Here is a 13,942-nt window from a genome sequence, read left to right as displayed (position 1 = left end):
CCGGGAAGGGGAAGGGGCAAAAACGAGACTTTGCCATGATCCTGCATCAGCCGCTTCTTCCAGTAATAAAACTGATGGAGCTTGAGACCGTGTTTTTGGCAATAGGCTTTTTGCGTAAGGCCGCTCTGGCGGCATCGGGCGAGGTGATGCTCCCAGAACCGACGTTTGGCTTTGGGATCGGACAGGTCTTGGCTTGGTGCGAAAAAACGATCTTCTCGGCTCTTCGTCGGATAAATTGCTTCTTGTGACATGGAATCTCCTTTCAAAAGATGGAAATTCTTATGCCACATCCCAACCACCCCGTGAAGATGCGGTTGTTTAGACGGTTACCTTGATCAAGACACCTCCATCAACTTCGCAATATCATATTTTGATGAAGAGGGAGATCCCCCTGCCATTACAGCGCCAGACTTGCCGGAAGGGGATAAATTCCTGGTATTGGATGATGGGGACTTTCTATATACACCTGCTGAAAAGACGTACGGAGAAAAAAGTTTTACCATCCAATTCGATGACGGTTACGGCGGCGTCGCAGTTTGTGAAGTGACGGCTTCGATAGCGAGGGTGGTATATCCTCCGACCATTTCACAGCATGATTTTACCGTCAACATAACAGATGATTCTTTTGAGGTTGGTGCCTTTCTGCTCCCCTTCGTTACAGAGGATAGCGGGACTGTAGATGAAATTTCGTTATCAGACATAGAACTAACTCAACTTTCGGGAATAGTAATTTTAAGTAGAGTTTAAAGGTTAATGCTTTGAAATAATTTGAAAAAGATATTGAAAAGCCCTATCTTTTGATATAAGGTGGATTTTACCAGAATTCACAATAATATCAAACAGAAAGGGCTTTAAATGGACCATAGCAGAAACGATCTTTTGGCACAAGGAAACATTCATATTGAGGGTGCTTCGAATGATTTTTTTCGGGTTTTCGGGATCAGAACTTTGCTGCATCAGTGCGGGATGCGCAAGCATCATGGATACAGTTCAGGGATGATTTTGGGCGTCGTGTTCAATCTGGCGTTTCTGGGCGTGAATTTTTTCCGGGGAGTGGTTGTCAATGACCATGCGCCCATTGGAAAGGATGCCGCCTATGATTTTCTCAAAGGAGTTTCTTCCAACTGGAGACGTTTCTTGCTGTTGACGGCAGTCAAGATCCACGCCCTGTTCCGAAGCCTGTCCGCCGAAGACCGGGAACCCGTTTTGATCATTGATGACAGCATCTATGACCGGTCCAGGTCCAAGAAGGTGGAGTTATTGAGCCGGGTTTTCGACCACAGCACCGGGCGATATCTGAAAGGCTTCAGAATGTTGACTCTGTGCTGGTCAGACGGCGTAAGTTGCCTGCCGTTGGATTTTGGGTTGTTGGCGTCCAGTGATGCGAAAAAGCGCTGTTGCGGGGCCTCCAAATCCATGGATAAGCGCTGTTGCGCCTACCGGAGACGGAAAGAGGCGGTTCAAAAGGCGACGGACAATGCCCGGGCTATGGTGAAAAGGGCTCTGAATGCAGGCGTCAAGGCCAGGTATGTTCTTATGGACAGTTGGTTCACCATGCCCACCATGGTCAGCGCCCTCAAGAAACACGTGGATGTGATTGGCATGGTCAAAAAAACGCCCAATGTCAAATATGGATTTGATGGGGAAAGCCTGTGCCTCAAGGACATTTACAAGAAGCTGAAAAAACGTCCGGGACGGGCGAAAATTCTGGCCAGCGTTCAGGCGACCCTGAAAGGCGGGCTGGTTGTAAAGCTGGTTTTCGTACGGGACCGGCGTAAAAAGGATTGGCTGGCGTTGTTGTCCACAGATCTGGAACTGGAAGACAAGGAAGTTGTCCGTATTTACGGAAAACGTTGGGATATCGAGGTGTTCTTTAAAATGGCCAAGCAACATCTCCGCCTTGCCAAAGAAATTCAGATCCGGGATTATGACGGGCTGATAGCCCATACGTCCATCGTTTTCCTGCGTTACATGTTTGTGGCGTACCGATGCCGTATGGAAACGGACCAACGGACATTCGGGGATTTGTTTTACGCCTGCTGTCAGGAAATGGCGGACATCAGCTTTGTGGAAGCGCTTGCCAGGGTCTTTACGCTGACGGTGGATCACGCCGCCAAATTGGGGGCGCTTGGGGCGAAAGCGCTTAACGAGTTGTTTGACGGGCTCCTCACAACGGCCCTGCAATTGACCGGCATTTCTCCTAGTCAGCTAAAACTAGTGAATCCCGATCCCGAAAGTTGAGGAACTAACTAATTGTGAGATAGTAGAAAAGAAAAACGGAGGGATGGAGGACGTGGTTGTTACATTCGACAATGCAACAGAAAATTCGACCTTAGTCGCAAGCCTTATGGACTTGGATGGTCGAAAAAGTCGTCAGTTCTTAGTCGATTTCAATTTTAATGATAACGATAAAGATGGTGAGCCTGACATAGATGACCTTGACGATGATAATGATCAGATCCTCGACGAGTGGGAATTAACCCACTTTTTAAATCCTTATAAAAATGACGCGTCCGAGGACATCGATGGAGATGGTATGTCTAATATTGATGAATATTTAGATAGTTTGAATCCAACAGGCTTATGTGGAGACTTTGATAATGACGGTAATGTTCAACTTGCTGATTTAATTTTGATTTTGCAACACATATCAGGGATAAATGTTCCTATTAGTGAGGCTAGCAAACTTTCGGATTGCTCTGGCGACCAAGCTGTCGGTTTAGAAGAAGCAGTGTCTATCATTAACGAAATAAGCGGCGACAATTAATCCCATTTTTAAGCAACTATTTTGCCTTCACTGCCCCCGCCTCGATGAGAAAATCCGCCAGGGCGTCGGCCTGGTCAAAGCTGAAATGAGGCACGTGGAGTTTTTGCGCGGGCGGGTGAAGGCTGACCGTAGCCAGAATTTTCGGGTGGCCGCCGAAATGGGGCATGGGATCTTCGTCGAACCCCATGACTTCGATTTTGGGCAGATCCTCTTTTTTATAGCCTTCCACCAATACCAGATCCATGTCGGAAAAATAGGCCCGGGCGATATCCACCGGAGACATTTCGCGCTGGACGTCCTTTACCAGGGCGATTCTCTTGGCCGAGGCGACCACCACGGCGTCCGCGCCGGCTTGTTTGTGCTTGTAGGAATCCTTGCCGGAGCGGTCCATGTCAAAGCCGTGAGCGGCGTGTTTGATGACGCCCAGCTTGTAGCCCCTGGCTTTAAGGCTGGCGATCAGGGCGACGGCCAGGGTGGTCTTGCCTGAGTTTGAAAATCCCACAATGGAAACGATTGTCGGCGGCATGGCGTTATCCCGAGGTTTTGGTTTGATTGCCCGTCCAGCCCGTCGTGGTCGGGTTGAGTTGCTTGACGTATTCCTTGACTCCGTCCACAATGCCCTGCACCAGGCGGTCCTGGTAGGGGCCGTAAGTCAGACGTTTGCATTCCCTGCTATTGCTGATAAACGAGGTCTCCACCAGGATAGCCGGCATTTCCGCACCCAAAAGCACATAAAAGGGGGCTTTTCTTACGCCCCTGTCCCTGATTGCCGAGTATTTTGTTTTTAGGTTGCTGCACATCTTTTTTTGTACGGAATGGGCCAGGCGTTGGGATTCATTGACCTTATTGTTATGCATCAGGCTGTCCAGGATGCTCTGGAGGTCGCTGATGTTCTTTTTGGATGTCTGGTTTTCCAGGGCCGCCACCCGGATGGACTCGTCATCCGTGGCCAGGTTCAGGTAATAGGTTTCCACCCCGTAGGGTTTGCTGCTGGGGTGCGAATTGGTGTGGATGGATATGAACAGATCCGCGTTTTTTGTGTTTGCAATGGCCGTGCGTTCTTCCAGGGTCAGATAGCGGTCGGAATCCCTGGTAAGATAGATTTGGCAGGGGGTTTGCTCCTTAAGGGCCTTGGCCAGTTTTTGGGCGATGGCCAGAACCACCTGCTTTTCGTGCACCCCTTTAACGGCTCCGGGCGCTCCGTAATCCTTGCCGCCGTGGCCGGCGTCTATGACAATGGTGGAGACGCCCAGGGCGAGCTGAGTCGCAATGGCGCCTGCCGGAACCTTGCCTTTTTCGTCAGGCATGGGCAAAGCCGGCCTGGATGCGGCGACCCTAACAGGCTCGGAGGGCGTCTTTTTTTCTCCCCGCACGTCGATGACCACACGGAAAGGATTCTTCAGGGAAAACACCTTGTAGGACTTGAAGGATTTCAGGTCCACCACCACCCGCACGGTTTCTTGGTCGAACTGGGCGGCGCGCACTCCGCTCAACAGGTCGTCCTGGATGGTTACGGCCCTGTCCAGGTCCTTGCCCACCTTGGAGTGATCCATGTCTATGAAAAGGCGCTGGGGCTTTCCGAGAGCGGGGTCTTTTTTTAGGAGGTGATCCTTATACTGGGTCTCTTTATCCGCATCAATGACCACCCTGGTGTAGCTTTTGCTGGACCAATACCTCAGCCCCGTAACCAGGGCCGTATCCCCCGCTCCGGCGATGGGGTCGGGCGGCGGCTCCTCGCAGGAGGCGCTTTGCACCAGCTTGCCGATGGGGTCCGGGTCAGGCTGGGGCTCCGGCTTTGGCTCGGGTTTGGGTTCGCGCTTTGGCTTTGGTTTGGGCTTTTGGGAGGGCAAGGGCTTGATCTTGGGCATGTTCTTGACCAGAGTCTGCTTTTTTAAGGAGCGGATCTGGTTGATTTCCGCCAGCATGTCGATGGCTTTGGATTTGTAAGCGCTTTTGGGAAATCGTTTGACAATGCGCTGGCACAGGTCCACCGCTTCCGCCCGGTCTGTTTTTTTATGGGAAAGCTGGTAGAGCTCTTCATACAGAACGGCTGCTTCATAAAGGCCCGCCGCGGCCCACGGGCCGTTAGGATCGGTTTTGTAGACTTTCTGGTAGCCCTGGATGCAGATAATCCAGCGATCCCTGTATTTGCGTTTGCGGGGATCGCTTTTTAATTCCCGGGCGCATTTCTGGGCTTGCAGGTAGAGGGAGCGGGGATTGTCCGCCAGGGAGTAATCGGGCGCGGCGCACCATGCAAAAAGCAGAAACATAAGGACTGCGAAAACAAGAGGACTCTTGTTTTTTTCGGCGAATTTCCGGCTGTATCCCGCAGTCAATGGCATCCGGCTTCTCTCTGAGTCGCTTATTCCTGGTCTTCGGTTTCCGCTGTAACGTCCGCAGGGGCTTTTTCCGGGCGTTTAACCCGTTGCTGAAGCTCGCTCAGCACATTCATGGCCTCCAGAGGGGTCATGACGTTGATGTCCATTCTTTCCAGGGCCTGGGCTGCAAGCTCGCCAGGGGTGGGGAACAGGCTCATTTGGACCTGAACGTCTTTTTTGCCGCTTTTCCCGGAGGCTTTGGCCGAGTAGGCCACCCTGGCTTCTTCGCTATCTTCAATGGTTTGAAGAACCTGTTTTGACCTTCTTATCACACTTGCGGGTATTCCCGCCAGTCTTGCCACCTGAATTCCATAACTCTTGTTGGTTCCGCCTTCCACAAGGCTGTGCAAGAAAATAATTTCGTCGTTCCATTCGTTGACCGCAATGTTGAAGTTTTTCACCCTGGGATGGGTTTTGGTCAGGTCGGTCAACTCGTGATAATGGGTGGCGAACATGGTTTTTACGCCATGGTCCTTATAGTCATGCAGATACTCGGCCACGGCCCAGGCGATTGACAGCCCGTCAAAGGTGGAGGTGCCCCGCCCGATTTCGTCCAGAATAACCAGGCTTCGGTGGCTCACGTTGTTCAGGATGTTGGCGGTCTCCTGCATTTCCACCATAAAGGTGCTCTCGCCCTGGGAGAGGTTGTCCAAGGCCCCCACCCTGGTGAAAATTTTATCCACCACGCCCACCACGGCTTTTTCAGCCGGAACGAACGAGCCCATCTGGGTCATGATCACGCACAAGGCGGCCTGCCTGAGCACCGTGGATTTACCGGCCATGTTGGGACCCGTAATCATGAGGATCTGCTGATCCAGATTGTTCATGGCTATGTTGTTGGGCACAAACCGCTGGCCGGGCAGCATTTTTTCCACCACGGGATGGCGGCTTTCCTGCAGGTCCAGGGTCTGGCCCATGTCCACCACCGGGCGGCAATACCCGTTATGGTCGGCCACGTGTCCCAGGGTGGTCAAGACATCCACCCAGGCGATCAGGTGCGATGCCTTTTCAAGCCGGTCGTTTTCCCCGTTGATGCGGTCCACTATCCGGATGAAAATATTGTATTCCAGGGCCACCCGGCGTTCTTCGGCGCCCAGGACCTTGGTTTCAAATTCCTTGAGTTCGTCCGTGATATAGCGTTCGGCGTTCACCAGGGTTTGCTTGCGCACGTAATGGGGCGGAATCGACTTGGTCTGGTTTTTGGATATTTCAATATAATAGCCGAAAACCTTGTTGTAGCGGACTTTTAAGGTGGATATGCCCGTGCGTTCCTTTTCCTGGGCCTCCAGCCCGGCGATGAGCCCTTTGACATCCGTGGCCAGGGCCGCCACCTCGTCCAACTCCTCGTTGAAGCCCGGCTTGATCATGCCGCCGTCCCGCACGCCCGGGGGCGCATCCTCGCGGATGGACCGGTCGATGAGGTCGGCCACGTCGGTCAGGCCGTCGTCCGTCGCCTCTCCGCAAAGCAGGGGGGATTCAAAATTCTCCTTAAGCAAAGCCCACAGCCTGGGCAATTGCTTGAGAGACTCGCCCATGGCGGCCAGATCCCGTCCGTTGGCGTGCCCCAAGGCCGTCCGGCTGCGCAGCCGCTCCAGGTCGTGCACCTCTTTAAGCGCTTCCCTGACCTCGTCCCGCACCCGGGCCAGGTCTTTTGCCTGTTCCACGGCGTCCAGACGCAAATTTATGACCTGGGGATCGATCAAAGGATAGCGCAGCAGGTAGCTCATGAGCCTTGCGCCCATGGCGGTGACGGTTTTATCCAGCACGGAAATGAGCGCGCCCTGGCGGGTTCCGTTGCGAATATTTTTCAGCAATTCCAGGTTTCGGGCGCTGTTATCGTCGATCCACAGGAATTGGTCCTGAAAGTAGGCCTGGATTTTTGTAACATGGGTGATTTCCTGCCTTTGGGCCTGCTGCACGTAATGCAGCAAGGCGCCGGCCGCCCTGACGGCCAGGGGCAGGTCCTGTATGCCGAATCCTTCCAAAGACCTGGTTTTAAAGTGCTCCAGCAGCCTGTCCCTGGTCCTGGCGTTTTCAAAGTCCTTGCTTTCCAAGCGGGAAGTGGGCAACTGGTCCGCCATGCGCATGGCTGCGGCGGCCCGGGCGTTTTCTTCGAATTTCTCCGGCAGGACCAGTTCCTTGGGGCCCATGCGGAGGATTTCCTGAAACGCGGATTCGGGCGTGGTCACCTGGGTGACCAGAAAAGCGCCCGTGGAGATGTCCAAAAAAGCAAGGCCTACGCCTCCCCTGCCGGCGACGGCGGCGCATACGAAATTATTCTGGCTGGCGTCCAGGTATCTGCCGTCCAGCTGCATACCGGGCGTAACCACCTGAACCACTTTTCGCTCCACCAGGCCTTTGGCTTCGGAAGGGTCCTGCACCTGATCGCAAATGGCCACCTTGAAGCCCTGCTCCACCAACCGGGCCACATATCCGTTTGCAGAATGATGTGGGACCCCGCACATGGGTACGGGGTCCGGGTCGTTTTTATTTCGGGAAGTTAAGGTGATGTCGAGCGCCTTGGAGGCTTTCTCGGCATCCTCGAAGAACATTTCGTAGAAATCGCCCATCCTGAAAAATAGAATTGAATCAGGATGTTCCGCCTTAATGGATAGGTACTGGCGTACCATGGGAGTTACTTTTGGGGCGCTCATGGGGCTGGGTTTGCCGGTCCTCCATTAATTTACTGAGTGGCTGCTTCCTGGTTGTCCTTTTCCTCTGCTGAGGCATCGGCGGGCGCTGTGCTTTCATCAGCCGCGCTTTCTGCCTCCGAATCCAGGGAGAAGCTGGGGGCCGGCCTGTTTTTCAGCTTTTCAACCTGAGAGCGCAAGGCGCGAACTTCCTCACCGCTCTGGCGGATGAGTTTTTTGTTGCGCATCCATCCGGGCAGGGTGACGCCGTATCCCACGATCACGCCGACAAACAGAGTGATCAGCAGGAAAACGCCGTTGGGCAGCTCAGGAGTATGAAACACCCAAGCATCGGAAAGTTTGAAGTCCACGCCCAAGGAATAGGTGGTTTTTAAAAACTCCGCGTTTTGGTAGATCACCATGATGCACAAGGCGACAATAACTCCGGCAAGGCCTCCCTTAATAACCTTCATAACTTTCCTCCATTGAGGGATTGATCCGGCCTGGAATGGGGCCGGGTTTTTTGCGATTTTTCGCCCCCTAACCCGGCTATTCCCAGGTTTTGGGGTCCAATTTATCGAAATGGGGCTTTAAATTGGCGTGCGTCGCCAGAATGTGTTCGGGAATAACCCTCACGTCAGCAAACACAGTCAAGGCGTTTACATCGCCAAACCACCGGGGTACGATATGGAAGTGCAGGTGCTCCTCCACGCCTGCGCCGGCCACCTTGCCCAGGTTCAGGCCGACGTTAAATCCATCCGGGTTCATCACTTTTTTCAATATTTCAATGCTTTGCTCCACGGTCTTGGTCAAAATACCCATTTCCTGCATGGAGAGTTGGTCCAGCCTGGAGATGTGGCGAATGGGGCAAACCAGCAAATGCGCGTTGGAATAGGGAAACTTGTTCATGACAACCATGGTTTGATCGCCCACGAACAGGGTAAGCTCCGTATTCACATCCTTGGCAAGGCAAAAAACGCAGCCTTCCTCTTTTTCTCCCAGAATGTATTCAATGCGCCATGGCGCCCACATTGTCTTCATGCAATTGGTAATTCCCGTCAGCCTAAAGCATTGCAGGCCAAGGCCTGCGATTCATTACATCAGAAAATAGTAAAATCATAAGAAGGTTTACTATTTTATGCGAGAAAACTCAAGGTCTTTTTCCCTGCACGGGAGCCAGCTCCAGGTCTCCCCAGGCGGCGAATTGACTTTGGCAGATGGACACGGCGCCGATGACGCCGGGAACGCTCTGGGCGAAATTCACAGCCGCTTCAACATCCTTAGGCCCGGTAACCAGGTTAGCGGCGGCGGTGGCCGTTGCGTCCGCCAGCGCGCAATCCCTGGAGACTATCACAACGGCGTCGGCCTTGCCAAAGGACTTGGAATGGCCGATGGAGGCCGAAGAAGTGCATACTCCGATAGGCTGGCCTTCGGGGTTCAAACGCAGGCCCAACTTGCCGGCCAGCGGCGAATCTCCGGCGAAAATCCCCATAAACAGCTCGCCTTGCACCAAGGCGTACACGTCTCCACCGTTTTCCACGATGACTTCCCCGGACGCCGCACGCAAGCCTTGGCCCACATACTGCGCCACAGCCCCGGCCACAGCGGCCATGGGGCCTACGCCGGCGGCCAGACCCGCCTGAGCCATGGACCGGATGATGGGCGGGGCCGGCCCATCAATTTTCCAGGGCGCCAGAGTGGAGGCGAAGCCGGGAAATTGTTCTATATAATTTTCCAGATGGGACCGGCAGCGGAGCAAAATATCCATGGCCTCTTTTTGCAAGACCTGCTCCGCCTGGATCATCAAGTCCGATTCCCTGACCTGCACCCTAAAAGGCTCCAGGCCTTTTCTGCCGGATGATGAACGATATGTGCGGGGTTCGTATGCTTTCATGGTAAAATCACAGGGCCGGTTTGGGCTGCATTTCCTCGGGGCATTGCCTTAAAAAATAGTGGTCGGTCATGCCGGCCAGGAAATCCCGGACGATTTCCGCATCCCTATGCCCGGTTAAATAGGCCTCGTCCTTCCCTCTCAGGAAACTGGTGAAAATGGCCGAATCCCGGCGCTGCTTTTGGAAGTCGTCCAAAAATTTTTCAAACAGATGCCGGAACAGCTTGTGGATGGTTGCGCTGTTGGCCTTCACCTTTTTATGCAGATAGATATTTTCCAGGTTGAACTGTTTCAGCTTTTTAAGAGCGTCGGAAATGTAGGCCGAGAAGGATATCTCCGTTCCGTTGGCGCTGTTCCGGATGATGTCCGTCACCAGGGCGTGGACAATGGAGCCGTTGGTTTCGCCTAATATTTCAGCGCATTCCCTGGGTATTTGATCCCGGGAGATGAGCTTCAGGCGAATGGCGTCCTCAATGTCGCGGCCTATGTAGCTGATGGTGTCGGCCATGCGGACTACGCAGCCTTCCGCGGTCATGGGAATGAGCTGCGCAGCAGGATCTTCCAGCTTGGCGCGTATGTCCCTTTCCAGGTCGTCAAATCCCATTTTCGTTACCGGATGAAGGTATTGGTTGTGAATCTCTCCGTCATGGCACAGGATGCCGTCCAGGGTCTGGAGGCAGAGGTTCCAGCCTTTGCCGCCGCGCTCCACCTTGTCCAAAAACTGCACGCTTTGCACATTATGCAAAAACGGGCCGATGCCGTGCTCTTGGCATAGCTCGGACAAAAAGGTTTCCCCTTCATGGCCGAAAGGCGCATGGCCTATGTCGTGGCCCAGGGCGATGGCTTCAATCAGGTCTTCGTTCAAACGCAAAAAACGGCCGATTGTGCGGGCGATTTTGGAAACCAGCTGCACATGCAGCACCCGGTGGGTGATGTGGTCGTTTTTAATCAGGTAAAAAACCTGGGTTTTGTCAATGTATCGGGTGTAGGCGCGGGAGTGCAGAATGCGGTCCACGTCCAGGGAAAAAGACTGGCGATACCCTTCGTCCGCGCGCTGCTCCGGGTTTCGGCGCAGTCCGTCCTTGGTGAGGGCGGCGCGGGGGGCCAGGGTTTCAGCCTCCCGTTGTTCCAGTTGGGCGCAAAGTATATCAAACAAGCCGGGTTCAGATTTTTCCATCGGCTATGAAGGTCTCCATCATGCTGTAATAATCAATGCCTGCAAGGGCGAAACCTTGCCTACCGTATTTCATATTGGCTTCCATGACAAGGGGGCGGCCGTCCACCATGCACAGGTCCAGGCCCACGTCGTCCCACCCGCAACAGATTGCGGTTTTCACAGCCAGGTCCACGGCTTCCCGGGGGACGTCATCAAAGACGATCTCCCCTCCGGCGGCCACATTGTGCAAAAAAGCGTCTTGTTCCGGCACGCGCCAATACGAGATCACCGCCTGCTTCCCAACCACCACCACACGGATATCCCGATCAATGGGCAGGAGCTCCTGAATATAGGCTGCGTGGTTCTCCTTGCAATACTCCGCCAGTTGCTCGGGCTTTTGGATAAGAAACACGCCCTTCCCCTGGGCCGACCCCCTGGGGATCTTAGCCACCAAAGGCAGCCCGAAATCCCTGAGGATGAATTTTTTCTGCTGCGGGCCGTAATACACTTTGGTGCGCGGATGGGGGATCTGCATCAATTGAAAGAGGGCGGTTTGGGCGATTTTATCCTGTGCGCAAGCATAGACGGCGGGGCCTGGAAAGGTTTTTTTGCCCATGGCCTGGAACAAGGGGGCGTAAAAGCTGCTGGGATAATAAAGGGTTTCCGCCTTGCGGATGAGGGCTTGCTCCCGAGGCGAGTAGTCGGAGAAATTGGGCTTGACTCCCAGGGTGGCTATGCGAGGGCATTGCGACAGCCGGTTTTCCAAAGCAACGGCAATAGACATGACAAATTCCCGGGACGGTCATTCTTTAAAAAAAACAAGGCCCGGCGGTTTGCCGCCGGGCCTTGCAGAACAAGACTACTTGCACTTGGCCTCGATTCCGTCCAGGATTTCGCCCATGGCTACGGAAAAAGGAGACTTGGCGTTCAGGTTGATGATCGGAGTTCCGTTGTCGCAGGCCTTGACCACGTCCGGGTCGAAAGGCAGGCTGCCCAGGAACGGAATATTCATCTGCTGGGCCGTGATTTTTGCATTGCCCGTGGGGAAGATGTCAATGGTTTCGCCGCAGTGGGGGCATTTGAATCCGCCCATGTTTTCCACCAGGCCGAGAATCTTCATGTTCACGGTGGAGCAAAAGTTGATGGATTTGCGAACGTCCGCCAATGCGACTTCCTGGGGCGTGGCCACGATAACGGCCATGGCGTCGGGCACCACCTGGGCTACGGTCAGGGGCTCGTCGCCGGTTCCGGGAGGAGAGTCAATGACCATGGCGTCCAATTCTTCCCAATACACGTCGGCGATGAACTGGCGGATAACGCCGGTTTTTGCAGGACCGCGCCAGATTACGGCATGGTCCTTTTCCGGCATCAGGGCCTGCATGGAAACCACTTTCAAATTTTTATCGTAGCTCCAGGGCATGATGAAATTGTCGGGCGTAACGTCCAGCATGCTGTTAATGCCCATCATTTTTGCGATGCTGGGTCCATGAAGGTCCACGTCCATCAGGCCGACCTTCTTGCCTCTTTTGGCAAGGCCCGCAGCGATATTAGCTGCAACGCTGGATTTGCCCACGCCGCCTTTGCCGCTCATGACCAGGATCTTGTTTTTGATTTTAGCCAGCGAGCTTTCGATGATTTTATCTTGCATGTTGTGGGCCATATTTCCGCCGCCCTGGGAACTGGAGCATCCTCCGGAAGAACATTGATCAGACATCTTTTCATTCTCCTTAAAATTTATTTACGCGGCGAATTTCGCCGTGACAGCTCTCGAACGCGATTTCGCGCCCGCCTGTTGTTATATAGGGGCCGTGGAACTCTCCCAGCCCGTGTTTACCTTAAATCATGCTTTCCAGCATGGCCAACCCCCTGTTTTGGTGGCTGCCCTGCCAGTAAATCCGCTTGCATCGAGGGCAATGGGCGAAGTCCTGATGCGTTTCAAAAACATAATCCGGAACCCGGTCGGCCGCCCTCGCCCGTTCAATAGGCTCTACAGGAACGTTGCAGCGTATGCATCGCCCAAAAGCCTTGCTTCGGTCAATGCGCAGGCCCAGGCGTTTTACCGTCTCGGCCAACTGCACGTTGGGATCTCCGTCAACGATTTCCACCATTCGGGCTTCACCGGTTTTTCCGAACAAAGCCCGCGTCCTGGTAATGAGGATGCGCCCTTGCTCCGCCAGGGATAGAAACTCCTTGTCGCCCATGCCGGGGTCAAAAACCGTGTCGTAGCCTAAAAGCCTCAACCATTTGGCAAGGCGCCCCATGCTCCTGTCTACTGCCAGAAGAGGGTCCAAAGCGCGGGACCTCCGTCAACGATTAGTCACCATATCTTTAGTAAGCATAAATTGGGATTCGTCAACCGTTGCGTTCTCCCAAAAGCGTTGTTTTTCCAAGGTAATGGATGCTCCATCCTCGCCCTGGATGCGAATATTTCCCGGCTTATCCCTGTCCGGAAACACCGAGTAGAGCCTTTTTCCTGACGAATAAACGTCCGCCTGGATGATTGTGACTTCATCACCGGCCACCCAGATTTTTTCACGGATTCGGCCGGTTAGAGACCGCAAAGTCAACAAGAAGCCCCTTTGCGCTCCCTGGTCGCCGGAAAAATCCCAGAATTCTATTTTCGCCCACCAATGGCTGGCCACCGGTGCATGGCCGCCTAAAATCTGAGCCAGTTCCTCCATGGACATGGGGAGGCCCAAAGCATCCTCCATCTTGCCGCGGGTGGCCACGCCCGACCGGAATTTGTCCTCTGCGCCCGTATACATGAAAACGTGCCTGCCGTTATAGGCCATCTTGACCATGGGCTGGCCAAAGGGGTTTAAGATGTCCACCCGAAGCCGGTCGGGGGGCGCAACCACAAAAGCGGCCCGGCCGCTAAGGCGGTTTCCGTATTGCTCCTGGGTGAACCGCGATATCCCCTTAAAAGGTCCGGCGCTAGTGTAATCCTTTTGGATGCTTTCGATAACTTCCTTTGCCTGAGGCAGTCCGGGAGTGGGCGCGGGCTTTTTCCATAAGGCGCAGGCCTGAAGGCTCGCCGCCGCTAAAAGCGCACAAAAAAGAGGCGTCAGGCGCCTGGCTGCTTTTGAAATATTATCGGCCATTTTAGGCTTCCCTAGGTCT

The 13,942-nt window shown here is 54.0% G+C and carries 15 protein-coding genes; 3 read left to right on the top strand and 12 right to left on the bottom strand.

What is annotated here, in order from left to right; all coding sequences use genetic code 11:
• The coding region (gene tnpA, locus G491_RS35890) for an IS66 family insertion sequence element accessory protein TnpA (protein ID WP_084511534.1) at positions 1–251 on the bottom strand (251 nt) is incomplete at its 3' end.
• Between the two features lie 97 nt (positions 252–348).
• Here tnpA and G491_RS36730 point away from each other — a divergent pair.
• From G491_RS36730 to G491_RS0114670, 3 genes are all read left to right on the top strand, one after another.
• Positions 349–747 (top strand): Ig-like domain-containing protein, encoded by a 399-nt coding sequence (locus G491_RS36730; RefSeq protein ID WP_169829440.1) that lies wholly within the window; start codon positions 349–351, stop codon positions 745–747.
• A gap of 108 nt (positions 748–855) precedes the next feature.
• Positions 856–2,241: an IS4 family transposase gene (locus G491_RS0114675; protein WP_084511531.1), complete on the top strand. Its 1,386-nt coding sequence runs from the start codon at positions 856–858 to the stop codon at positions 2,239–2,241.
• Positions 2,242–2,284: 43 nt separating this feature from the next.
• Entirely contained in the window at positions 2,285–2,767 is a 483-nt protein-coding gene (locus tag G491_RS0114670; protein WP_028315126.1) for a hypothetical protein, read from the top strand.
• A 16-nt stretch (positions 2,768–2,783) separates the two neighbouring features.
• Here G491_RS0114670 and mobB read toward each other — a convergent pair whose 3' ends face one another.
• The 11 genes from mobB to G491_RS0114615 all read right to left on the bottom strand — a co-directional run bounded on the left by mobB (position 2,784) and on the right by G491_RS0114615 (position 13,923).
• On the bottom strand, positions 2,784–3,293 hold the full coding sequence (gene mobB / locus G491_RS30930; protein ID WP_035218974.1) for a molybdopterin-guanine dinucleotide biosynthesis protein B: 510 nt from the start codon (positions 3,291–3,293) through the stop codon (positions 2,784–2,786).
• Between the two features lie 4 nt (positions 3,294–3,297).
• Entirely contained in the window at positions 3,298–5,109 is a 1,812-nt protein-coding gene (locus G491_RS30925) for an N-acetylmuramoyl-L-alanine amidase (RefSeq protein WP_035218972.1), read from the bottom strand.
• A 20-nt stretch (positions 5,110–5,129) separates the two neighbouring features.
• A complete protein-coding gene (gene mutS / locus G491_RS0114655) occupies positions 5,130–7,799 on the bottom strand; it encodes a DNA mismatch repair protein MutS (RefSeq protein WP_028315125.1) in 2,670 nt (889 codons plus the stop codon).
• A gap of 29 nt (positions 7,800–7,828) precedes the next feature.
• Positions 7,829–8,248, bottom strand: coding sequence for a LapA family protein (locus G491_RS0114650; RefSeq protein WP_028315124.1), 420 nt, complete (start codon positions 8,246–8,248; stop codon positions 7,829–7,831).
• 76 nt (positions 8,249–8,324) lie between these two features.
• Positions 8,325–8,816 (bottom strand): HIT family protein, encoded by a 492-nt coding sequence (locus tag G491_RS0114645; RefSeq protein ID WP_028315123.1) that lies wholly within the window; start codon positions 8,814–8,816, stop codon positions 8,325–8,327.
• Between the two features lie 109 nt (positions 8,817–8,925).
• On the bottom strand, positions 8,926–9,669 hold the full coding sequence (locus tag G491_RS0114640) for a UPF0280 family protein (RefSeq protein ID WP_028315122.1): 744 nt from the start codon (positions 9,667–9,669) through the stop codon (positions 8,926–8,928).
• A 7-nt stretch (positions 9,670–9,676) separates the two neighbouring features.
• Complete coding sequence (locus G491_RS0114635; RefSeq protein ID WP_028315121.1) at positions 9,677–10,843, bottom strand: deoxyguanosinetriphosphate triphosphohydrolase family protein; 1,167 nt, start codon at positions 10,841–10,843, stop codon at positions 9,677–9,679.
• Positions 10,830–11,606: an ATP-grasp domain-containing protein gene (locus tag G491_RS0114630; protein WP_028315120.1), complete on the bottom strand. Its 777-nt coding sequence runs from the start codon at positions 11,604–11,606 to the stop codon at positions 10,830–10,832. The genes G491_RS0114635 and G491_RS0114630 overlap by 14 nt, the downstream gene beginning before the upstream one ends.
• A 75-nt stretch (positions 11,607–11,681) precedes the next feature.
• On the bottom strand, positions 11,682–12,536 hold the full coding sequence (locus tag G491_RS0114625; RefSeq protein WP_015948738.1) for an Mrp/NBP35 family ATP-binding protein: 855 nt from the start codon (positions 12,534–12,536) through the stop codon (positions 11,682–11,684).
• 121 nt (positions 12,537–12,657) lie between these two features.
• Positions 12,658–13,113 carry a Mut7-C RNAse domain-containing protein gene (locus tag G491_RS30920; protein WP_157468307.1) on the bottom strand — a complete coding sequence of 152 codons (456 nt, stop codon included), beginning with the start codon at positions 13,111–13,113 and terminating at the stop codon, positions 12,658–12,660.
• Between the two features lie 15 nt (positions 13,114–13,128).
• Positions 13,129–13,923: a hypothetical protein gene (locus G491_RS0114615; RefSeq protein WP_028315119.1), complete on the bottom strand. Its 795-nt coding sequence runs from the start codon at positions 13,921–13,923 to the stop codon at positions 13,129–13,131.
• Positions 13,924–13,942: the final 19 nt, after the last annotated feature.

Origin of the sequence: Desulfatibacillum aliphaticivorans DSM 15576, assembly GCF_000429905.1 — a bacterium.
GTDB lineage: Bacteria > Desulfobacterota > Desulfobacteria > Desulfobacterales > Desulfatibacillaceae > Desulfatibacillum > Desulfatibacillum aliphaticivorans.
Note: the sequence above shows the minus strand (reverse complement) of the source record. Positions and strands in the feature narration are given on the sequence as shown.